At 61.3% G+C, this 21,581-nt stretch carries 20 protein-coding genes; all 20 read right to left on the bottom strand.

The genetic code is table 11. From position 1 onward, the window contains the following. Nucleotides 1–850: 850 nt before the first annotated feature. The gene (locus BV106_RS12790) at nt 851–1,309 is read right to left on the bottom strand and encodes a hypothetical protein (protein ID WP_038165188.1); all 459 of its coding nucleotides are present in this window, start codon (nt 1,307–1,309) and stop codon (nt 851–853) included. Nucleotides 1,310–1,347: 38 nt separating this feature from the next. After that, on the bottom strand, nt 1,348–2,181 hold the full coding sequence (locus BV106_RS38450; RefSeq protein ID WP_063767930.1) for a GNAT family N-acetyltransferase: 834 nt from the start codon (nt 2,179–2,181) through the stop codon (nt 1,348–1,350). A gap of 126 nt (nt 2,182–2,307) precedes the next feature. Then, complete coding sequence (locus tag BV106_RS12780; protein WP_051945728.1) at nt 2,308–2,973, bottom strand: hypothetical protein; 666 nt, start codon at nt 2,971–2,973, stop codon at nt 2,308–2,310. Between the two features lie 76 nt (nt 2,974–3,049). Next, a complete protein-coding gene (locus BV106_RS12775; protein WP_038165186.1) occupies nt 3,050–3,955 on the bottom strand; it encodes a hypothetical protein in 906 nt (301 codons plus the stop codon). 1,012 nt (nt 3,956–4,967) lie between these two features. Next, a complete protein-coding gene (locus tag BV106_RS12770) occupies nt 4,968–5,480 on the bottom strand; it encodes a hypothetical protein (protein WP_051945726.1) in 513 nt (170 codons plus the stop codon). A 107-nt stretch (nt 5,481–5,587) separates the two neighbouring features. After that, the gene (locus BV106_RS12765) at nt 5,588–6,742 is read right to left on the bottom strand and encodes an ABC transporter permease (protein WP_038165184.1); all 1,155 of its coding nucleotides are present in this window, start codon (nt 6,740–6,742) and stop codon (nt 5,588–5,590) included. Between the two features lie 10 nt (nt 6,743–6,752). After that, entirely contained in the window at nt 6,753–7,907 is a 1,155-nt protein-coding gene (locus BV106_RS12760) for an ABC transporter permease (protein WP_038165183.1), read from the bottom strand. A 13-nt stretch (nt 7,908–7,920) separates the two neighbouring features. Beyond that, nucleotides 7,921–8,631, bottom strand: a complete 711-nt coding sequence (locus BV106_RS12755) for an ABC transporter ATP-binding protein (protein WP_038165182.1) — start codon at nt 8,629–8,631, stop codon at nt 7,921–7,923. 20 nt (nt 8,632–8,651) lie between these two features. After that, nucleotides 8,652–10,226: an efflux RND transporter periplasmic adaptor subunit gene (locus BV106_RS12750; protein WP_265595630.1), complete on the bottom strand. Its 1,575-nt coding sequence runs from the start codon at nt 10,224–10,226 to the stop codon at nt 8,652–8,654. A 125-nt stretch (nt 10,227–10,351) separates the two neighbouring features. Then, nucleotides 10,352–10,804: a hypothetical protein gene (locus tag BV106_RS12745; RefSeq protein WP_038165178.1), complete on the bottom strand. Its 453-nt coding sequence runs from the start codon at nt 10,802–10,804 to the stop codon at nt 10,352–10,354. Nucleotides 10,805–11,281: 477 nt separating this feature from the next. After that, nucleotides 11,282–11,758: an arsenate reductase ArsC gene (locus tag BV106_RS12740; protein ID WP_051945724.1), complete on the bottom strand. Its 477-nt coding sequence runs from the start codon at nt 11,756–11,758 to the stop codon at nt 11,282–11,284. A 36-nt stretch (nt 11,759–11,794) separates the two neighbouring features. Next, nucleotides 11,795–12,475 carry an aquaporin gene (locus tag BV106_RS12735; protein ID WP_038165177.1) on the bottom strand — a complete coding sequence of 227 codons (681 nt, stop codon included), beginning with the start codon at nt 12,473–12,475 and terminating at the stop codon, nt 11,795–11,797. Between the two features lie 21 nt (nt 12,476–12,496). Next, the gene (locus tag BV106_RS12730; RefSeq protein WP_038165175.1) at nt 12,497–12,964 is read right to left on the bottom strand and encodes a DUF6428 family protein; all 468 of its coding nucleotides are present in this window, start codon (nt 12,962–12,964) and stop codon (nt 12,497–12,499) included. Nucleotides 12,965–12,980: 16 nt separating this feature from the next. Continuing rightward, a complete protein-coding gene (locus tag BV106_RS35495) occupies nt 12,981–13,397 on the bottom strand; it encodes a metalloregulator ArsR/SmtB family transcription factor (RefSeq protein ID WP_051945721.1) in 417 nt (138 codons plus the stop codon). Nucleotides 13,398–13,462: 65 nt separating this feature from the next. Continuing rightward, nucleotides 13,463–14,221 (bottom strand): ECF-type sigma factor, encoded by a 759-nt coding sequence (locus BV106_RS12720; protein ID WP_038165173.1) that lies wholly within the window; start codon nt 14,219–14,221, stop codon nt 13,463–13,465. A gap of 39 nt (nt 14,222–14,260) precedes the next feature. After that, nucleotides 14,261–14,800 (bottom strand): hypothetical protein, encoded by a 540-nt coding sequence (locus tag BV106_RS12715; RefSeq protein WP_038165171.1) that lies wholly within the window; start codon nt 14,798–14,800, stop codon nt 14,261–14,263. A 28-nt stretch (nt 14,801–14,828) separates the two neighbouring features. Then, a complete protein-coding gene (locus tag BV106_RS35490) occupies nt 14,829–16,415 on the bottom strand; it encodes a serine/threonine-protein kinase (protein ID WP_081891698.1) in 1,587 nt (528 codons plus the stop codon). 43 nt (nt 16,416–16,458) lie between these two features. Continuing rightward, nucleotides 16,459–17,169, bottom strand: a complete 711-nt coding sequence (locus BV106_RS12705; protein ID WP_051945717.1) for a prolipoprotein diacylglyceryl transferase family protein — start codon at nt 17,167–17,169, stop codon at nt 16,459–16,461. A 403-nt stretch (nt 17,170–17,572) separates the two neighbouring features. After that, nucleotides 17,573–19,993 (bottom strand): PVC-type heme-binding CxxCH protein, encoded by a 2,421-nt coding sequence (locus BV106_RS12700; RefSeq protein WP_038165169.1) that lies wholly within the window; start codon nt 19,991–19,993, stop codon nt 17,573–17,575. 25 nt (nt 19,994–20,018) lie between these two features. After that, entirely contained in the window at nt 20,019–21,416 is a 1,398-nt protein-coding gene (locus BV106_RS12695; RefSeq protein WP_265595629.1) for a N,N-dimethylformamidase beta subunit family domain-containing protein, read from the bottom strand. Between the last annotated feature and the right edge of the window lie 165 nt (nt 21,417–21,581).

Raw genomic sequence — 21,581 nt, 5'->3', positions numbered from 1 at the left:
TCATCGGCCGGGTTACCTTTTCCCTGATGGCATTGGCCTAAAGGCGGAACTCCAACCCTGCTTGAGCACCTGTCATTCTGCTGATGGGAGCCAAGAGGGTTGGAGTTCCGCTTTTAAGCGGTGAAGCTCGTTTCGCGTAGATCGGACACGCAGCGTACGAGCTACGATGCCGCCCCCCAACATGCACGCCCTGCCCCCCACGCCAACGGCGTGATACAACTCCACCCTTGGTATTCATCCGAGGATATCTGGAACTCCGAATGGAGTTCTACAAACCGTTGCAGATCGTGAGATGACACATCTCAACATGAGAGGCCACCGTCCCGCGTCCAGGAACCTGCGGGGTGAAGCATAGTCAATGGCTACAAATCGCATCAACGGATCACATTTCTCCGTGAGTCGATCGCCTCTAAAATCCTTATACGTTCCTGCATGCACCCCCACATCAAGCCCATCACGGTCCAATGCTGACGTGGCATAGACACGCACAAAGTATTCAGGAAACTGCCAGATCGTTTCCTGAGCAGGCATGTCGCCTACAGGCGAAAAGTAGGTCTGAGCGGAAACTCGAAGAGCTTTTGAAAACTCGGAGACAAGCTTGTCTGCCCGCAATGCGATGTATCGTGAAGTGACTCCCCAGGAATCCAAAGTATCCACACCCACACTTCTACCAACCCACCGATCAGGATGCTGAAGCAAATTTGCCGACTCACGCTCAAACTTCACCCGCTCATGGGCGACTGCATTCCGAATCAGGATGCCCGCTCCGAGCACGAGCGCGAACGGAACCAGGAAAAGCAGCCGTGTTATCCGAATTTTTCTCATGGCGAGTTTGAAGGACGACACTCCCTCATTTCCGGAACACTCCTTTCAACCGCTGCCACCACGTCGGCGGCGGCATGATACCGCCAGCAATCACCTTCCCGTCAATCTTTAGAGGCTGGACATTAGTGGTTGCGCACGACTCCGCAGGTGGACTGGCTTGGGAACTGGCTCGGGGGCTCGCACAGGAGGATATCCCGAGGGGAAGCACAATCGCGACCATCGCTGCAGCTGCCCGCAGCGGGCGAGTCATGCGATGAATCAGCAACCAGGTGCTGCTGCGCACTTCGATGGCCTTGGCATTCTGCACCATGGCCACACACTTGCGACCGGGTAGATCCATCACCGCCCCTTGCTCGTCCGGAGTCATGGCCGAGAGGTTGTGCACATGAAGCTGACACTGACTGCAGAACCGGCATTTGTCGTCACCGGTCATGGCCGACCAATCTTGGTCACATGGGTGGGTCAGCTTGGGGACGAGCTTCATGGGGCGGGAGTATAGTCTCTCGGGGCCGTTCCACAACCTCAAGCATCCAACTGCTTCTCACCCGACAGAAACCTCGCATTGAGGATCCAGCCGTCGCGCACCTCATAGGTGGCAACGAGTTGTACAGTACCATCCCCTTCTGGAAAAGTTCGAGCGACAAGCTCGTGATCAATCACGAAAGCGCCCATGACAATGCGATGCAACAGTTTGGCGTGCAGATTGGGTTCCGCTAAACGCTGCCGGAATCGTTCCCGGATCTCTGCCTTTCCAGAAGCCAGCAAGGTGTTCGGATGTTCGAACAAGCGGGCATCCTCAGCATAGGTCGCCACCAGCGCCTCAAGGTCATGAGCGTTGTAGGCATCGAGTTGCTGCTGCACAACATCCGCGGGCAAGATCGGAATACTTGGGGAGCGGGAATAGTAGATGTCCCACTCATCCTCTCCGGTCTGTACAAAGCCATGCCGCGGGTAGAAGCGGTTGGAAGCGCTGTCTCGCAGCGCCCCCAAGAGCACCGGCAATCGGAGGGGGTCAGACTGCTTGAGGAGCATACGGAGGACAAATGATCCCACGCCCTGGGATTGGGCGTCTGGGTGGACATAGAAGTGATCCAGGTGATAAGCGTCGTCAGAAGGGCGAAAGGTGCAGAACCCGATCCGTGCACCATCGAGGACGATGATCTGGCTGTGCTCAGGACTGAACGACTTGCGCAAACGCTCCCTGGCCCGTTCAGGGTCGAATCGTCCCACACGCTCAAGGCTCTCGCGCATGGCCGCGATGCGGAGAGTTGCCAACTCTTCGAAGTCGTTCGGCGAGACAGGGGCGATGGTGACCCGGTCTGCAAGGGTGGTGTGAACGGGAAGTTGCGGGTTCATGAGTGGCTTGCGACAAGGATGAAGAGCGGGACCTCGCAGCCCGGAACCACTTGGTCCAGGGGCCTGAATTCGGGCAGGCTTACCAGATGGTCTTAGTCGAGCATGGCGTATTCAGCATTCTCCCCCTCATGGGTTACCCTTTTGTCCCTTCTTCCATTCGTCAAAGTCGGCCTGCAGCTGCGACAGTGGACGCCGACGCTCGAAATATTTGGAGTCGCGGCCAAAGAAGACGATTGTCCCAACCTTGGTTTCGACGTCAAACTCACCCAAAGCTTCATCAAGGAAGAGATAGCCAATCTGCCCAAGCACTCCTTCTTTCTCCCCTTTCGCGTAGCCATCCAAGAAGAGCATGATGCCGATTTTTTCCGGAGCCTCGTCCTTGAAAACGGCATAGTGAACCTCCTTCGCCTTAACCTCCACCCCGCCGTACTCGATGTCGTTGATCGGAGTCCTCCGCTGCCGGTATTTGATGAATTTCCATCGCTTCAGTTCTGGCGCAGCGCGGTGTAGCGATTCGACGCTCGGGAAGACGGCTTTGAGTCCACCGGCGCTGATGACAAACTCCCGTGTTCCGTCCGTTCGTACAGGCCCAAACTCAAAGGTCAAATCTTCGTGGACCTTCGCCATGGCGTTGTTGAGATGATCAAAAGTCGATTCCTGGTCCTTCTCAAATTGAAAGAGGCGGTCTTCGTTTGCCGCAAACCACCTCCAAAAAACCTGTTCCTTGGTTTCATTGGCAAAAATGGGCATGTTGGTGAGGAGGGACAGCAAGACTAGAATCGCGAGTTTCATTTCAACCAATCGATGTCAACGAGTACCGGTGAAGCCACAAGTGAGCATGAGATTTCGACAGAACTGGTCACCTCACTCAGCGTTGGTCGGGTTGTTGCCCGTCACTTGTCTTTCGGGGAGCTTCGAAGCTGCCGTGATGCATTGTCTCGCCGTGTTTGAGTTCCCGCATCGACTCGACTTTGATTCGACGCCCTCCATCGGCCTTTTCAAGCGCCCCGGTAATTTCGACGTGGGACCCACTTGGTACCGCAGGGGACTTTGGAACTTCAACGAGGGAAATGCTGGCATCCTCTGTTGTAGGGGTCTCTGGAATCCAGAGGACTGATGCTTCGTCCGATGTACCGGCTATGAAAACGCCTCTTGTCTTCAATCCGGCTTGGGGAGGCTTTTCCGAAAGGGTTCGAGCATCGACCCAGTCGCCATTGTCAGGAGCTGGTTTTTCCCCCAAGGCAACCCAACCCATGTCGGTTTCGGACCTGGTTGCGCCGTACTCTTTGTTGTCTATCTCTTTTCGGGCAATGATGCGGCCCTCTTTCACGGTCAGGTACAACGTCTTGCTGTAGACGGAAGCAAAGCCCATGTGGACGTAGCGCAGCATTTCCCCTCGGCGAACCCGCAACACACCTGAATACCAACGGGCTTTCACAGAGCCCTTGGCATCCGGAAACACCGTCGTCAGCGGAAAAACTTCCCCTGCTTTTGTCCAATCGTCGGAGTCGTAGTCCGGTTTGTGCAAGCCGGTGAGATACAATTCGTCGCCTTTTACTTCCCATGTCCCGATGTATTCACGCCACAAACCGGAACTCGAAATTCCGAGCCTCATCACTACCGGTCTTTCATGTCCGCATTTAAAATACACCTCCAACGGAGTAGTAATCATCTCTTCCTTTTTGCCATCCAGAACCAGTATTTCAGGCATTTGCGCCGTGGCAAAGGCACGGCACGGAAGGACAAAAGCCAGGAGGAGGGCGGCGAATCTCATAGCAGCATCTCTGAATGTTGTTTTCAGGCTTGAACGGCGCTTTTTAGCGAGGCAACCATCGGCACTCCAGGCTAGGCGCAAAGCCTACTCACCGCCATTGCGTGGCGCAATCACTTTCATCGAGTGCCGTGCGCGGCCACGCCATAGAGCCGGTCCGTCTTGAAGGCAAAGAGCCGAGACGCCTCGTGCGGCGGGCCGACATTCTTTCAGGTGTCAACGTTATGGTTGCCTCGCTGGCAACAGAAGGCAACATCAACCCCATTCCACCGCTGCAGCACCGTCAGGCCCGTCTCACAACGGACATGTGTTCAGCAACCGGCTGCGCATGGAAAGCTTCACCAAAGGGTCCTCCATTTCGACAATTTCAAGCGAGAACCATGATCGCTTGAGGAGGAACTTCCGTGAAGGGGTCATATGCCAATTGCTACGACCTTTTGGTAAAGTCGTAGCTGGCAAACTTCCCGTGAGGATCATCACCGATTGATCCAATCAGGATGCCATACACCACGACAAGGTGGCGATCAGCGAGACCGACTCGGTAAAGACTTCCCATCCGCCGACGGGTTTAGCTTGTTGTAGAGCGGAATGGCGAGACTGGAGACTAGGCCAATCACGAAGAGCGCCATCAGAGGCCAGAGCAGGAGTCGCCTGAGATCAGGGGGAAATGGATTTCGGAGCTTCATGCCGTCTGATTCGATGTCTGAGACAAGACCGCAAAACTGTAACAGGCATGCCCTACCCGACTCAAGACGAAAACCGGATCGCTGGGTAGATCGAGTAATCCTGATTCCGCCTAAAGGCGGTACTCCAACCCTGTCTGCGAACCTACAGCCGTATCAGGTAAACGAAGAGCGTTGGAGTTCCGCTTTTAAGCGGTGAAGCCGAAACTGCTTTCACCTCTAACCACCGATGCCACGAACAACCCACACAAAAGCGGAGCAACCCGGGCTATCAAACCCTTCGTGCCTTTGTGCCTTCGTGTGAGCGATTCATCGCGCCACACGCCCTGCGTTTACTTCTTCTCCACCTGGATCTGCGTGACGTTCACAATCAGTGCATCTTTACCCGATGCGGCATCCACAGTCCCTTTCACCACGACGGTGCTCAACTCCTTGAGTCCGCCCAACCCGCGGAGAGGTGCTTTGACAATCTTTCCGTCCGCACCGCGGACCTGAATGGTGGCAATGCTGGCTTTGAGTTTCTCTGGAGTTTCGCAGCAGTAGTCCCACGGAGTTGCACAGGTATCGCCGGGCATGGCATTGCAGGCGGTGATGGCTTTCTCATCTGCCAGCACGGCGATGGCGGCTTTGTCGATCAGCGACGTCATGCGACCGCCGATGCGACCACGCAGCACGATCTCGGTCCCGGCCTTGGCGGTCTCTTTGCGGGCAGCAGCGACCGCGACGGCTCCGGACGGAGCGGTGGTGACGAGGATCCCTTCAGGCAAATCGGCAGCCATGGCCTGAGGCAGCGTGAAGGAAAGCGCGGTGAGGACGAACAAGGAGAGGAACGATGTCTTTTTCATGATCAATACAGTTATGAGTTAGGGGTTATGGGTTAAGAGTTGGGTCTGGTGAGTGATGAGTTCGTATTGAGATTTGAAGTTTGAAGTTTGGCATTTGAATTTTCGCATCAAGCCGACCGAAGCGCGGCAGGCAGCTCCGGGCGCAAACACGTCCAGGCCGGGGGCAGCGTGCCGATGATGGCAAGCGTGAGACCACCTAGCACGCCGAGTCCAAGGATGCCCGGGGTGATGCGCAGGAGGAAGGTCCCGATGGAGAAGGGTACGGAAAGACCATCCGCAAAGGCCAGGGCGATGACGGCGGCGAACAGCGAACCCAGCAGGGAGGCGAGAAGGGACTCCTGCAGCAGGCTGAAGGCGAGCGCCTTCCGGGAATAGCCCACGGCCTGCAGGGTGGCCATCTCCCTCACACGGGAGGCAAAGGCGGCGTAGAGGGTGTTCATGCCGCCAAAGACCGCCCCGGCCACGACGAGGCCGGCGGTGACCCAAGTCATGATGCGCAGCGGGGTGTAGAAGGCGGCGAGTTTTGCATAGTAGTCGCTCTCCCGGATGGCGGCGAGCTCGAGGTCCAACCGTTGGAGGGTGAACACCTCCACATCATCGAAGGTGGCGGAGTCCAGCCGCACCACCACGCAGGAGATGGTGTCACGCTGGCCGATGGCCCGGAGGTCATTCAGATCCGCCCAGAGCTCAGCCTCCATCACCGTGCCGGGGGCCTGAAAGATGCCGGAGATGCGCAGAGTGGTGCTACCGACCTTCACCTGGGTGCCGGGCTTGAGAGCCGCCTCCCCCACCCCGAGCCGATGCGCGGCCAAACGGCCCACCATGATCTCCCCGGCCCGCGGAAAGGTGCCTTCCACCAGACGGACTTCCGGATGCACCAGTAGGGCGGCGGGCGTCACGCCACGAAACAGCGCCTGTCGTGAATCCCCCGGGCCGTCGCCCAAGGTGAGCAGGCCATTGTAGTGGATCTCTGGCGAGACCGCCACCCGTCCCAGCACTTCTTCCAGTCCGCTCACGGCGGCCTCCAGCTCGGAGGGGACGGAGGCCTTGATCTCGCTCCGCTCCACACTCTCCTCGCTGCCGGTGCCGAGGACGATGATGTTTTTCTCCGAACCAGAGGATCGCAGCACGCCGTCCATGCCCTCGGACAAGGCAGCGGCCAGCATGAGCAGCAGGATCACCAACCCGCCCCCCAGGACAATCTGGAGGAGCCGGGCTGGCACCCGGAAGAGATTTCTAACAGCGTAGGAAAGGGGCAACATGGCGAATCAATCAAACAGCACGAAGTGAGGAAACAATGGGGCGACGGGCGGCCTGCCACGCCGGGTAGAGACTGGCCAAGAGGCCGAGGGCAAGGGCGGTGAGGAGCCCACGCAGGACGACATCAAGATCCGGCATGATGGCGAGGGTGACGCCTTCATTGCCGATGGTGATGCTCTGCCAGCGCAGGAAGGCCAGGGCTGAGAGGACACCCAAAACGCCGCCAGCCAGTCCCAGCAGCACGCCTTCCACCGCCACCAGCAGGGCAATAGCCCGCTGACCAAAGCCGAGGGTCTGCAGCACGGCATTCTCCTTCACGCGAGCCCGCACCACGAGGAGTACGGCATTGGCTACGAGGCCCAGTACAGCGGCGACGGCCCCGAGCCCCAGCCAGCGGGTGAAACCTACCAGCTCCACCAACTCCTGGGCTGTATCGGCAAAGAAGGCCTTCTCGGGCCGGGTGCGGGTGGGAGCCTGCTCACTACGGAAGTATTCGTCGATCTCCTTGGCCACCGGATCAAGCCGCTCCGCAGAAGTCACGCGCACATTGAACTGCGTGACCACGCCCAGACCGGCGCGGGAGGCCTGCTGGAGGAAGGGCAGGTGGACGTAGGCAACGTTGTTGTCCTGCGGCTCCGGACTGTCGATGATGCCCGCCACGTGCACCACCACACCGGCGGCATCGAAGCGATCCCCCACCTTCAAACCACGCCGGGCGGCGAAGTGCCGGCCCAGCAGGGCGGCATCGCTGCGTTGTTTCCACGACTCCACCGTGCCGTCCAGCACCTGGATCTGCGGGGCGTACTTCGTGAGGCTGTCGGGCGGCACACCGCGGAAGGCGATGATGTCCAGACTGGCCCCGCAGTTGTTCACGACGATCTGGATGGGGATGACTTCGCGCACGCCTTCGATCTTCCGGATGGTCGATTCATAATGCTCCGGGAGCCGGCTGGTGGCGGGGCAGAAGCGGTTGTCCCGGTACACCACGAGCGTAGTGTCATCCGCCGTGGTCTGCGTGGCGCGCCGGAGGCTGCCCTGCATGGTCTCCACCGTGGCAAACAGGAACATGCCTGCGGCCACGCCCAGGATGGTGAGCAGGGAGCGGATGCGGTGGCGCGTCAGTTGCTTGACCGCCAGGAGCACGATGTTGAAGCTTTTCGCGATCATGAGAGGTCAATTTTCAGGCCGCTTGCATGTTCAGGTCGGCCGCTTCTACAAGACGACCTTTTTCAAGGTGCAGCACCGTGTCGGCCGCGGCAGCAGCACGAGGGTCATGCGTGACCATGACGATGGTCTTGCCATGTTCCCTCACCAATTCTCGCAACAGGTTGAGGATCTGCGTGGCAGACTCGCGATCCAGATCTCCCGTGGGCTCATCCGCGACCAGCAATGCGGGATTGGCCACGATGGCGCGGGCAATGGCGACGCGCTGCTCCTGGCCACCGGACAACTCAGAGGGCCGGTGGTCTGACCGATCCCCCAGGCCGACGAGCTCCAGCGCGACCTGCACCTGGCGGTGGCGTTCTTTCCTCGACAGCGGTGCCAGCAGCAGAGGCAGCTCCACATTCTCAAACGCCGAGAGAATAGGCACCAGATGATAGAGCTGGAAAATGTAGCCCACGTGGGAGGCACGCCATTTCGTAAGCTGGCCGCGCTTCAACTTCGCAATATCCACCCCGCCCACATGCAGCGATCCGGAGGTGGGACTGTCGATGCCAGCGATGAGGTTGAGCAGCGTGGTCTTGCCGCTGCCCGAAGGGCCCATCAGCGCCAGGAAGGTGCCGCGGGGCACATCCAGATCCAGCGCGCTCAGCGGAGTGACTGGGGTGTTGCCCTTGTGGTAGGTCTTGGTGACGCCACGGCAGCGGATGAAGGATTCGTATGAGGACATGGGGAAAGGGGGCTTGAGGTTCACGGAGTTACTTTTTCAGGACGCACGCGCCGTCCATCGGCAAGACCGACATGCGGCGGCAGAATGACCAGGTCCCCCGCCAACACTCCGGAGGCGATCGCGACATGGTCCTGGATGCGAGGGGTGCCCAGTTGCACCTTCCGGTGGATGGCGGTGTGGCCATCCGGGGCCACCAGCCAGAGAGAGTCTTCACCTTTTTCACCAGCAGCGGAGATCACCGCCGACTCCGGCACCATGACCACCCGGTCTCCCCGATCGGCTTCAGGTGTCGCCTGGGCAGGCACGCTGCCGGATTTTGAGGAGGCCTCGGCGTTGATGGCAGCACCGGAAGCGGGTTCGAGGAACTTTACTCGGCACAGCATCTCGGGCCGGAGGCGTGCGTCGGGGCTCTGCACCTGAACCTTGGCCTGGAGGGTGTTGCGCTGCAGATCCGCAGCACCGACGATGCGGGTGACCACCCCGTTAAATTCCACCTGGGGCAGGAAATCGGACGTGATGATGGCAGGCTGGCCCACGGTGAGCCCACGGGCCTCAGACAGAGGCACGTCCACCCGCACTTGCAGGTGCCCTTTCTCAAACAGCGTGGCGACCACGGAGGAGTCGTGCTCATCCATGTTCATCACCTTCTTCTGCCCGGGCGCGGCCTTCAGAGCCAGGATGACGCCATCCACCGGGGAGACGATTTGGGTGCGGGTGAGCGCGAGTTGCTGCTTCTCCACCATCACGCGGGCAGAGGCCACCGCGGCAGCAAGTACTTGGATCTGGGCTCGCGCGGCCTGCACCTTGGCCACGGAGGCGCGATGCTGGGATTGCCGGGCAGCGACTTCGGCCACCTGCCCCTGCACCACAAAGCGCGCACGAGCCCTGTCTTGTTCTGAAACCGAACCCGTGGGGATGCGCTCCAGTCTTGCGAGGTTGTCTTTCTCCTCTGCCAGGCGGGCCTCCGCCACAGTCACCTGATCCTGCATGGCGCGGGCTTCGGCATCTGCCACCTCCACCTGCACGGTCTGTAGGGTAACGGCCGCCTCTGCTTCCGCGAGCGTGCGTTCGGCGGCCTTGAGGGCGAGCCGGATGTCTTCTGCAATGAGCTCGGCGATGACTTGGCCCTTTTTCACCTCCTGGCCCTCCAGCACATTCACCTTCTCGATGACACCATCCGTCAGGGCGACCGCGTGTATCGGCAGCGGATCCGGCTCCACCCAGCCACCGGCTTGGAAGAGCATCTTACCCGCACTGGCGGCGGGAGGTGGTGGAATCGCCGCAGGAATCGGAGCAGCACTGGAATGGTCCGATGCATGGGCGCTCGCAGCAGTTGGCGCGGCATCCAGATCTGCCAGCAATACAGCGCGGCTCACTTGAACGACCGGTGCCGGCAGCAACTGATCGCGATAGACCACAGCGAAGACTGCGCCAAACGCGGCGATCAAGGTAAAGGGTAGAAGCCACGCTGGAAGTCGGAGCAGACGCCGCCAGAGACTGCGAGACTCGGGTGCGAAAGATGCGACAGGGTCAGCCGCAGTGAGATCGACAGAGGCAGTGGCCCCCGACGACTGATAAAGTTGGGATAAAGACACGGAATGAGAGAGATGAAATGGGGCGAATCACGCAGGATGCGTGCAACGCGAACAACCACAGTCATGCGCAGGCTGCAGTCTCCGCAGCGCAGCGCACCAGCTTCACAGGGAAGGCTGGTCTCTTCTCAAATCAAAAGCGCACCATAGAGGATGGTGCAGGGCGGCCCTGTTGGTTCAGGGTGATGCGAGCTGTCCCGGGTCCATGCCGGGGTGGGCTCGTCACGCAACATCGTGCGATCGATGATGAAAGGGTCCTCTGTGAGCAACGCCACCGTAGGCAGCGGGGCATCCACATGCGAAGAGGCCGGGAAGGGCTGGTCGCTTTCGGCAGAGGCCATGCGCCAACAATCGTCGGCGGAAAACAGGATGGCAGAAGCCACATCCTGAGGCGATTCCGAGGAGGAAGCCGTCATCTGCAATCCGGCCGGTTCATCCGGGCACTCGCCGCAGCAGGCCTCCGGGGCCTCACCCAGCGAGATGGCACCAGAGCACAGGCACTGCACCACCGTCTGCCCCTGCAATGCAAAGAGCATGGTAGAGAGCAGCAGCAAGATCAGTGCTCGAACGCGGCGCGCCATGTTAGTCTATTCTAAAGGGACGGTGGGGACAATGCAAGGGGGAGGTGCGGCGGAAGCGATGGGAGGGAGGAGATGAAGGGTTTCTCACACGAGGGGGCGCCAGGGCACGAGGGTCTGACATGGAGGTGTTGAAGGTGGTGGGTAGGAAGAAGATGCTGTCGGCCTTCCCACCTGATCAATCCTCTGCGGAGGTACCCAACGTTGACTCGCTTAGGGCTCGTCCAACGTTGGGCTGTGTTAGAGATCCCATTCTGGGATCAACTTCGAACTGGGGCGAGTGCCGCTAGTTTTTTCCTTGGCGGCCACCCAAAACGCCAGACCTGAGCGGACGCTTAAGGGGAGACCAAAGAGATGGCAGCATCATGGGACGCGCGGCTCGAACCGGGACAGGAATGTCCCTCGCTCCTTTTACTGATCAGCCTCGCTGGGCGTGCCCTGTGAGGCGCCAGCTCAGGTCTGCGTCTTGCGTCTTGTGTCTTAAAGTCTGGTGTCTCCGCCGAAGGCGGTTCCGTCTCCCGCAGAGCGGGCATCCCTGCGCCCGGCCGCATAGGCCTCGAACACGGCGCGGATCTCATCCCGCACGCGACGAAACACGGCCAGTTGCTCCTCCTCGGTGCCGGTGGCGTGGGCGGGGTCATCAAAGGGGAAGTGGTGCCGGTTCATCTGTCCGGGGAACATGGGGCAGACCTGATCGGCCTTGCCGCAGACAGTGATGACCGTTTCCACTGGCTGGTTCAGGAAATCATCCAGGTGCTTGGAGTGATGAGCGGAGATGTCGAGGCCGATCTCGGCCATGGCCTTGATGGCGAGAGGATGGACATAGCCTGCGGGCTTGGAGCCTGCGCTGGCCACTTGATAGCCTTCGCCGAGCGCCTGGCGCAGGATGCCTTCGGCAAGGTGGGAGCGACAACTGTTGCCGGTGCAAAGAACGAGGATGAGGGGAGATTGAGACATGGATGGAAGAAGGACTGATGAGTGATGAAAAACGGATCAGGGCTGCCGGGCACCGGAGCAGGCACCGCCACAGCAACCGGCTTCACGCACGCCCACGCAGAGCGGCACGGCGAGCAAAGCCCCCATCACGGGAGCGAGGAGATAGACCCAGAGGTGCTCCAGGTGACCACTGAGCAGAGCGGGTGCGAGGGAACGCACGGGGTTCATGGAAGCACCGCTGATGGGTCCGGCGAACATGGCTTCCAGCGCGATCACGGCACCGATGGCAATACCCGCAGTGAGACCCTTTTCCCTGGCCCCGGTGGAGACGCTAAGAATCGTGAGCATGAGGATGGCGGTGAGCACGATCTCCAGGATGAAACTCTGACTCGCCGCACCTGCGGGCAACGTGGCCCCCAGCGTGGCATTGCCAGGAAAGAGCGCCTTCAAGACGCTGCTGGCCGCGAGCGCCCCTGTGATCTGCGCCGCCACGTAACCCGGCACTTCCCGCCAGGAGAAGCGGCGTGCGACCGCGAAGGCCAGCGTCACCGCCGGGTTCAGATGAGCCCCGCTCACATCGCCAAACGTGTAGATCATCGCGAGCACGATGAGGCCGAACGTGATGGCGATGCCAGCATGCCCGATGGTGCCGCCACTGACCTCATTGATGACGATGGCCCCCGTACCCGCAAAGACGAGGGCGAAGGTACCGAGAGCCTCTGCGAGCAGCTTTTTCATAGAACGCGTTTCCGGTGGTGATCAGCAGCAACCTGTGCCCGTGCAGCAAGCTTCCTGCTCCCCGGAACCGGCGGCAGGAAGGCCACAGCGCTCCATGGCCAGACAGGCGGTGTGTTTGTGGTCCAGAATCAGGATCACCGCCTCGGCACGCACGTCGTGGTCTTCGATGATGTACTGGGAAATCACTTCATCCTCGTACTCCACCTCCACGGGGACCGTTTCATCCGGCAGATAGGGGCGGGCCTTCTCCAGAATGGCGGCCATCTTACCCGTCTCGATGCGGTGATGATAGTCCTCCCCCACCCAGACCTGGAGCTGGCAGGTGATGGTCTCGCGCAAGGTGCCGCCGCAATCGAGGAAGGTCTTTTGCACGCGCCCCACTTCGGTCACGTGGAAGGAGACCGGCACGGCGGTACCATTGGGCAGCTGGATCTGAAAGAGCTTGTCGGAGTGGCTCTTCAGCAGGGATTTGAGTTCTTGGAGGTTCATAGGGAGGAAGGTGGGGTTAGGCGACTTTGGCAGCAGCGGCATTGCGACGACGGACGGGGGGAGAACAAGATGCCTTGAATCCCACACAACAGCTCCCGTCGTTGCCGCGTTTGGCAAGACGTTGCTTGAGCTTGCGGGCGTCTGCCTTCAGGATGGTATCGGCAGCCAGTTCCCGCTCATCCAGCCGGAAGAGGGCCCGGGTGGCGGCGAGCAGGGATTTGGAGAGGGTGTAGTACACCCACTTCCCTTCCTGGCGGGTATTCGCGAGACCCGTCTGGCGCAGGTACTGGAGGTGCGTGGAAAGCGTGGACTGGGGCAGGTCCAGCACATCGCAGAGTTCACAGACACACAACTCCCCCATGCGCAGCAGGGCAATGACCCGCACGCGGGCGGGCTCGGAAAAGGCTTTTCCGATGAGGGTGAGATCTCGCATCGTCATATCGGGTTATAACGATATGACACGTCCTTGCGGACGCTGCAAATGACATTTGCCGAAGATTAGCTCTGGGACTGACAGAGCAATGCGGCCCGGAGGTGTTGCAACTCCTCCTCCACGCTGGCCCCGGCCGTCGTGTCCAGCGTCTGGGCCACCTGCTGCCGCACGGTGTCCCGGTAGCGCTGGCGGAGCCGGTGCAGAGAGACGCGGATCGCACTCTCCGTCACGCCAAGTTCCCTGGCACAGTCCGCGAGAGAACCGCCCGCCTCATTTCCCGCCAGCCAGGGCTTCAGGGTGGTGAACTGGGTTGAGCGCCCTTCTGCGTCCATCTCCTGCTCCAGCGTCTGCAAAGCCCGGGCGAGCAGCGCAAGTGCCCACTGCCGGTCAAACTCCTGGTCCGGCGGGGAATTATGCCTGTCCTCCAGCGCGCCCGGCGGCAGCTCGTCTCCCACCTCGTCAAGCGAGAGTTGAACCGTACCGCCGCCACGACGCAGGGCGCGGGAGCGATCCACCATGTCACAGAGGAAGTGCTTTACCGCTCCCAGAAGGTAGCTGCGGAATCGCCCCTTTTCCGCCTCCGCAGCCCCCAGATGCTGGCGCTGCAACAGTCGCAGAAAGAACTCCTGCGTCAGATCACGGGCACGCTCTGCGGCCCCCGCCCCTGCCCCGCACCACTGGCGCACGAACCGCTCCACGGGAGTGTAATAGAGCGCGCACAACTCTGAGAGAGCTGCCGCTCCACCTTCCCCACCCTGCCCCGTGCGACGCACCAGCGTCCAGCGCGTTTCCACAAAGGAACTGGGGGAAGGTTCAGAGGCCATGCCGCAGGGAGAATCTCATGGTCGCGCCAGCTGGCCCAGTCATTTCGTTTGCGGCACCGTCGAAAGCCCGCTCTCCGAGAAAAACTTCACCTCATCCACCCAGACCGTGCCTGGGCCTTCGATCACCACATTCACCAGCGCCCGCTTCAAGAGTGCCGGTTGATTGATCATCATCGGAAGACGCACCTCCACCCAGTCGGTATCGCCCTGGAGGATCTGGCCGAGCCCCTTGGAAAAGGCACGGCCCATCTTGTCGAACTCGCACCACATCTCCAGATAAGCCCGCTGTTTGATGCCAGCCCCCTTCACCTTGGCCACACACCAGAAGGTGTTCCCCTCGCCGACATGAAACCCGTCCTGGTCCACCAGGGTGACAGACGCGCCCTGCTCCGCCACCACCTTGAGGGAGCCGTTGCCATCTGCCGTGATGTCACGGTCCATGGAAACTACCGTTTTTACCTGGTCGAGCCGGTTGCACGGCAGCACACCGAGATCGCGGGATTGCACCACCGGCACGGTGAGCGCCAGAGCGCATACCACCGCCAGTGACCTGGCAGAAGAGCTGGATGTCATTTTCATAAGTGGGCGTTGGGAAAAAGCTCATGCCTCATGGCGCGGAAGGTTCCGCCGTGAACCGGATGTCATCCACCCAGACTGTGCCGACACCGCTGAAGGCGACATTCACCAGCACTCGCCTGACCTCCACCGGCCGGCCCACCTTGAGAAACAGGCGGATGGTGCGCCAGTCCTGGGTACCCTGCAGGACCTGGTCGGTTCCCTTCACTGCCATGCGGGTGCCGTCAGCCAGTTCACACCACATTTCCAGCAGACCGCCCTGCGCCAGGTCGCGACACTTCATCCTGGCCTCGCACCACAGTGTTTCTCCTTGAACCACCTTGATGCCCTCCAGATCCCCCACCGTGATCACCGCCCCCTGCCGGCCCTCGATCCGGATGGAGCCATCGCCACCGGGAGGGTCTTTCGGATCCATCAGCACATGGGTGCCCATGCGGGAGAGATCGCTCATGGGCAACACCTTCTCCTGCCCTGGCGGCACGGCCCGCCGGTGGTGCTGCGTGTAGGCCAATATGCCAAGCAGCATCGGGATCAGCAGGAGGAGAAAAATGCCTGCAAGCACCATCAAACAGCCCCGCAGCCACCAGGAACCACGACGGGAACCGGCGATCTTCTCCGCAGGAGAGGGATGCGATTTCGGAGCCGAGTTCGATGAAGCAATGGTCCGAACATCCGTACTGACCTCCCCGGCATCCTGATACCGCCTTTCCCGCTGCTTCTCCAGCGTACGGAAGACCACGCCGTCCAGCCGCGCATCCACCCCGCTGTGCTCACTGGGAGCAGGAAAGCGCCCCAGGGGCAGACCGCCGGTGAGCATTTCATAAAACACCACGCCGAGGCTGTAGATATCTGCCCGGTGGTCCACATCCTCCGGATGCTCCACCTGCTCCGGGGCCATGTAGGCCATGGTGCCGAGCTGCATGCCGCTCTGGGTGAGAAAGGTGCCCCGTGCAGAAGCCTCCCCAGGCAGGACAAACTTGGCCAAACCAAAGTCCGCGATCTTGATGGCCCCTTGAGAGTCGAGCAGGATGTTCTCCGGTTTCAGGTCGCGATGCAGCACGCCGCGCTCGTGGGCGTAGTGCAGGGCATCACAGAGCTTCGGCACCATCAACAAGGCCTCCTGCGCTGTCAGCCCGCCCTGCTTCATCGCCTGACGCAGGTTCACACCGTCAACATACTCCATGAGCAGGTAAGCGAAGCGCGGCGTGTCCACGCGGACCTCGCTCTCACCGAAGTCATAGAGTTGCACGATGTGCGGATGATTGAGCCGGGCCAGGGCGCGGGCTTCGCGATGGAAACGTTCCACCCACGCGGGATCGCCCGCCAGTTCTGGGGGCAGCACCTTCAGGGCCGCGAGCCGGTCCATCTGGATCTGGCGCACCTTGTACACCCGGCCCATGCCGCCAGCCCCCAGGGGCTCGAGGATTTGCAAATGGGGAAACGCGCGGGCGAGCAGTTCCGGCTGCGGCGCAGGCATCGCATGGGCTGGCAGCGGTTCCGTCTCCATCACCCCCGCCATGAGGCAGGCCGGGCACAGGCCGCCAGGTGCCTCAGCCGTGACGGCAGCCCCGCACCTGGGGCACGGGAGGGAGTTTTCGGCAGAGGAGGGCGGGTTCATGGCAGCGGGCTCTACCTCATCTTGAGGCACTACATCGCCAACGTTACACGGGTGCCATCTTTTTTCTGCGATGCAGCATATACGCCCCCAGCCCGACCATCACTAGGGCGGCAATCTGGTACCCACTGAGCACCCCTCCCAGCTTGGGCGTGACCCGCATCCACTCATGCAGAAAGCGGAACATGCCGTAGCAGAGCAGGTACAGAAAGAAGAGACGCCCCTGCCACGCCGGCCGCTTCCGCAGCACCATGAGCACGCCAAACATGACCAGTTGAAACACGAGTTCCACTGGAGCCGAGGGCCAGCGCGGCACCCCTTCAGGATCCCGCAGGGCCAGCAGGCGGTTCGTGGTGGGCAGGCCCAGGCAGCAGCCCTGAAGCACACACCCAACCCGCCCCAGCGCGATCCCCAGCGGTGCGATCAGGGCAAAGGCATCCCCCGTGGACTTCCGGTAGCCGATGGCCCATTTCATGAACTCCACTCCGGCATAGCCGCCCAGGAGGCCGCCCACCACCGTCTTGCCTGTTGCCAGACGGAACCACCGGTCAGCCATGTCCCAGTCCCGCCAGCCCTCCGCCAGCAAGTAGAGCACCTTCGCCCCCAAGAACGCGCCCCCCAGGGCACCGATGTACACCGGCAGCATCGCAGGGTTTTTCCGGGAGCGGATCCACCAGTACGTCGCACTCAGCGCCAGCGCTGCGAGGAGCGTCCAGCGATAGGGCGGTGAGGCGCTGAGGGAGTCGGACCAATGCACGGGGAGGAGGAAAAATTAGGAATTGGGAATGGGGAGCGCGAGCGTGCGTGATTCGGGCGAATGATCGCGCATTCGTTGGATGTGTCTTGGGAATTTTCCGTGGGGAGCGCACGCTTTAGGGAAGGTAGAAGAGCCGTCTCGGCTCTTGGTTGCGGTGGGAGCAGCCGGTCGCGGGACCGAGGAAGCAAAGCGGTCGGCAGGCAGATCAACAGGATGGTGAGATTCAATCGACCACTCACATGCTGGGCCCAAGAGCCGGGACGGCTCTTCTACCTTTTCTGCGGCGGGAGTTGGTTGCTGGTTGGATGCGATCTCTGTGATGAGGCGCTGACTGACGTTCTCGGCAAGATGCCGAGAACAGCACGCAGGATGCGTGCGCTCCCCAGCTTCCCTTCCCGCCCCCTCACATCTTCCGCAACCGCGCCAACAGATCGGCCATGTCCTGGGGCGACACGATGCTCTCCAGGCCATCGGGCATCAATGATATCGGCAAAGTTTTCATCGAACCAATCTCGCTCCGCGGCACGGGCAGGTCCACGCCGCCGGGGAGGCGGAGGCTGATGGCTCCTGGTGTCTCGGCGGCGATCAGCCCGGCGAGAATACTGCCGTCTTTCTTGGTGATCTGGGTGGTCACGTTGCGCTGCTCCACGGCGCGATTGGGGTCAAGAATGGCCTCAAGGATCTGTTCCACCGGCTTTGCGGCCACGGTGGCGAGATTCGGCCCCACTTCCACCCCGGCACGGCCGAGCTGGTGACAGGCGATGCAGGCTTTCTGATAGACCTTCTCACCCCGCTCTGCATTTCCCTCCAGAGTCGCGATCTTGGCCAGGTACTCCTTCACCACCCGGGCGCGGTCGGGATCGCTACGGGTGATGACCGGCAGATTCGAGGATGCGGCACCAGGAGCCACACGGGCAGGGAACCAGGCGGCGAGTTCGTCAGGATGAATGTCCTGGCTGCCTGCGGCCACCCGCGCGGCCCCGCGCACCCTGGGATGAGAGGACACCAGAAGACGGATCAACGCGGGCCGTTGCGATTCATCCAGCAGGGCGGCAGTCCAGGCGGCCTGAAGACGGGACGGCTGAGGCAACGCCTCATCGTTGGCGATTTCCTTTAACCATGGCATAGCGGTGAGATCCCGCTTCTCCAGCAGGAGACGCTGTGCGGTGTCCCGCTGCCAGCGGATGCTGGAGCGCATGGCAGACTGGGGATCCAAAGCCCGAGCCGGGGTCCCTGATTTCACGGGGGGACCAGCGATGCGGTAGATGCGCCCCAGCTCCTCCCCTGCCCGCAGATCGATGCCGCGGGTGATACCGGCGGGGATCCACTCCGGGTGCTCCAGGACCATGCGGTACATGTCCACCACATAGAGCGCGCCATCCGGCCCCTCACGCACCTGGGTAGGGCGGAACCAGTTGTCCGCGCTGGCGAGAAACTCCGACTCCGCATCATCCGGGTGGCGGCTGCTGGTGAGGGGGAACGTCGCATAGTCCAGCACATCCCGGCGGATGAGATTGTTGGCGGGCTCACAGATGAGCAGGGAGTCATGCGCGCCATCGTGCCACGGCATGGGCGAGCACGCGGCGGTGAGCACATGGGTGGCTCCCGCGTGATTGAAGCGCTTCACCGGAGGGCTCACGGTAAACACTTTCACATCCGGATTGAGCACCGTGCGGATGGACGCGGGCACCTTGTCGGGATGCGCCTCCATGTAGCTCATGGGGATGTGATAGTGCCAACCGAGCGTCGCGTTGTTGTTGCCGAACCAGTTGCCGTAGTCATCCCGCCACTTGCCATACTGGGAGCGACCCGTTTCCAGCCGAAACTCTCCCGTGTCTGGATGAAAGCGGAAGTCATGTGTGCCCAGGCTGACCTTGCGGCCGGTCTTCACGCTCACCACCTCGCCTCCGCTGTCGCCATTCGCCCCATAGAGCCAGCCATCCTGCCCCCAGGAGAAGCCGTTCACGAGGTGCTGGGGATTGCCTGCTGTAAAACCCTTGAACCACGGCTCGCGCTGGTCGCACTTACCATCCCCATCGGTATCCCTAGCATACAGGATGTCCGGGATGGCAGAGATGAATACGCCCTCTTTCCAGAAGGCGAGCCCGGTGGGATGGCGTAACCCGTCCAGGAAGAGCGTGGCCCGATCATAGACATGATCCCCATCCGTATCCTCCAGGATCTTGATGCGGCCGGTTTGCAAGGGCGACACCTTGCCCTCCCCTCCTCTGCCATCGGAGGTCTTTTCACCAGGAGCGAAGGGATAGTCTCCCATCTCCACCACCCACATGCGCCCCTTCTCATCCCAGTCCACAAAGACCGGATCTTGCGCGAGAGGCTCCTTTGCCGCCAGAGTTGCTGTGTAGCCCGCGCGCAACTGGAGTTTCTTGAGGGAATCCTCCGCAGACAGCGACGGCGGCCCCGGCACGCGCAGCAGTTCCTGCCGGGTCATGAGCACCTTGCCCTGCGCGTTTTTCAGCGCACCCGCGTCGAGCACTACGCCAGTGGCCTTGCCCTCGCCATCCACCAACAGCGGCAGGGTGAGCGCATCCCCCGCCACGCCTTCCCGCAGCACCTCCGTCCAACCCCGCTGCCACTGCACGTTCTTCTTCTCCACCGGGTTATAGAGGTAAACACCATACTGCCGGGGATTGGAGACAATGAGATCCTCATGGCCATCGCCATTGAGATCGGCAAAGAGGAGACCACCATGCCGGGCCGCCTCCGGCAGAGGGGCGCGTTTGGCCGCCTCCCCGGGTGTCAGCGCAACAGCGAGACCAGCCCAGCCGAGGCTCAGAGTGAAGATACAGAGGGAATGTCGCACAGAGTAGAGAAGGCTGGGGTTTAGATTAGACGGGCTTTTGCGACAAGCGGTCCAGGATGTTCCGTGTGATGCGCTGCACCGCCGCATCCCCACCCTGCAGGCCATGGGCCCAGTCGGTGGTGCCGGCGGTGAAGACCGTGCCGCCACGGGTGTAGAGCCCCAGGCAGGCCGCACCGATGCGCCCCTTCTCCCAACGCTCATACCACTCTGCATCATCTGGATGCCACCTCACCGGACAGGTGGCCAGCACCTCGAAGCCCTTGGGCGTGCCATCGCGACTGGTGGCAAAGGGCAGCCCGTCTTTCCACTCCAGCTCGCAGCCATCGCACTCATAGCCCACGATGGTGTCCTTGCCGCCCAGATCATCATCGCGGCGCAGGCCGGTGCCAGCAAAGATCCAGTGGTCCGGGCGATGCACCTTGTACGCCGCCGGCTCCTCCATGAACTGGCCGTGGCTGCGCCGGTAGCCGCCCCAGAGGAAGCCCACCCCAGTGAGCTGGTTCTCCGGACGCTGCACCAGATGATGGCTCCACAGCGTGCTGAGCGTCTTGTACTCACGCGTGGCGAAGGTGGGATCGAGGTGATAATTCTGCTTCCAGCAGGTGAAGGCATTGCCGCCGTCCTCATTGCGCACCTGCCAGCAGCAGGTGTTCCCACTGAAGAAGGCCACGTTGCCCCCCTTCCCGATCCAGTCCTCCAGCTCGTCCCGCATGGGAGTGGACCAGTACTCGTCATGGCCCACGCTCAGCACCAGTTGATAGCTGGCGAGCATCTCCGGGTGATGCTCCAGATCATTGTTGGCCGCGAACTCCAGCACATAACCATTGGCCTCCGCCCACTGCACAAAGGGCAGCTCCCAGCGGGAATACTGCGAGGCAGCCGGACGCTGAAAACTCACCCGGTGGCCTGCGTTGTTGGAAAGACTGTTGTACGCGTAGATGCTGAACCCACCCCAGTTGTTGTACGCATTGTAGGTATTCGTGGCCAGTTGCAGCAGGATCTTGGAAGTGCTGCCAGGGCGGGCCTGCCGCACGATGAAGAAGGCAGACGACTCCGCGGTGCGACGGTTGCGCAGGGTCCACTTGCCCCCGGCATCCGCGATTTTCAGGCGGACCTCATAGTAGCCAGACTTCCACTCCGCCCCCACCGGCACACGGATCGATTCTGCCCAGCCGCAGCCCTTGGCGGAGGCGTCCTCTGGAATGGTCTGCCGCTTCCCAGCCACGCCGGACTTCTGCCAGACCACCTCACGTTTTGCGCCGAGCCGGGCTACCTCGATCTCACAGGCGGCCTCGCTGGTGGTGATGTGTAACGGCACCTCCTCCCCCTGGGCCACGCTGACCTTGCCCGCATAGCCCTCGATAAAGAAGTCCGCGTCAGGCTCCGCCGCGGGCAGAGCCGTGGCCCCAAGGGCCAAGGACATGAGTGTGCGCCGTTTCATTTACGATCTACGGGCGCGACAGCGAGAATCTTGGGAGGAGAATGTGATGAATTAGAACCGCTAAATGATCATTTTATGAACATTGGAGGTGTTTAGTTATTTCCAACACCCCCCGGTGGCGATGATCCGACGCATCCGCAAATGTAT

Origin of the sequence: Verrucomicrobium sp. BvORR106 (assembly GCF_000739655.1) — a bacterium.
Classification (GTDB): Bacteria; Verrucomicrobiota; Verrucomicrobiia; order Verrucomicrobiales; family Verrucomicrobiaceae; genus Verrucomicrobium.
The sequence above is the reverse complement of the archived record's forward strand: the minus strand, read 5'-3'. Positions and strand labels throughout refer to the sequence as shown.

Coding starts and splice junctions, on each gene's coding strand:
- BV106_RS12790 (WP_038165188.1), bottom strand. CDS start 1,309: ATGAAGCTCGTCCCCAAGCTGACCCACCCATGTGACCAAGATTGGTCG.
- BV106_RS38450 (WP_063767930.1), bottom strand. CDS start 2,181: ATGAACCCGCAACTTCCCGTTCACACCACCCTTGCAGACCGGGTCACC.
- BV106_RS12780 (WP_051945728.1), bottom strand. CDS start 2,973: ATGAAACTCGCGATTCTAGTCTTGCTGTCCCTCCTCACCAACATGCCC.
- BV106_RS12775 (WP_038165186.1), bottom strand. CDS start 3,955: ATGAGATTCGCCGCCCTCCTCCTGGCTTTTGTCCTTCCGTGCCGTGCC.
- BV106_RS12770 (WP_051945726.1), bottom strand. CDS start 5,480: ATGAAAAAGACATCGTTCCTCTCCTTGTTCGTCCTCACCGCGCTTTCC.
- BV106_RS12765 (WP_038165184.1), bottom strand. CDS start 6,742: ATGTTGCCCCTTTCCTACGCTGTTAGAAATCTCTTCCGGGTGCCAGCC.
- BV106_RS12760 (WP_038165183.1), bottom strand. CDS start 7,907: ATGATCGCGAAAAGCTTCAACATCGTGCTCCTGGCGGTCAAGCAACTG.
- BV106_RS12755 (WP_038165182.1), bottom strand. CDS start 8,631: ATGTCCTCATACGAATCCTTCATCCGCTGCCGTGGCGTCACCAAGACC.
- BV106_RS12745 (WP_038165178.1), bottom strand. CDS start 10,804: ATGGCGCGCCGCGTTCGAGCACTGATCTTGCTGCTGCTCTCTACCATG.
- BV106_RS12740 (WP_051945724.1), bottom strand. CDS start 11,758: ATGTCTCAATCTCCCCTCATCCTCGTTCTTTGCACCGGCAACAGTTGT.
- BV106_RS12735 (WP_038165177.1), bottom strand. CDS start 12,475: ATGAAAAAGCTGCTCGCAGAGGCTCTCGGTACCTTCGCCCTCGTCTTT.
- BV106_RS12730 (WP_038165175.1), bottom strand. CDS start 12,964: ATGAACCTCCAAGAACTCAAATCCCTGCTGAAGAGCCACTCCGACAAG.
- BV106_RS35495 (WP_051945721.1), bottom strand. CDS start 13,397: ATGCGAGATCTCACCCTCATCGGAAAAGCCTTTTCCGAGCCCGCCCGC.
- BV106_RS12720 (WP_038165173.1), bottom strand. CDS start 14,221: ATGGCCTCTGAACCTTCCCCCAGTTCCTTTGTGGAAACGCGCTGGACG.
- BV106_RS12715 (WP_038165171.1), bottom strand. CDS start 14,800: ATGAAAATGACATCCAGCTCTTCTGCCAGGTCACTGGCGGTGGTATGC.
- BV106_RS35490 (WP_081891698.1), bottom strand. CDS start 16,415: ATGAACCCGCCCTCCTCTGCCGAAAACTCCCTCCCGTGCCCCAGGTGC.
- BV106_RS12695 (WP_265595629.1), bottom strand. CDS start 21,416: ATGTCCTTGGCCCTTGGGGCCACGGCTCTGCCCGCGGCGGAGCCTGAC.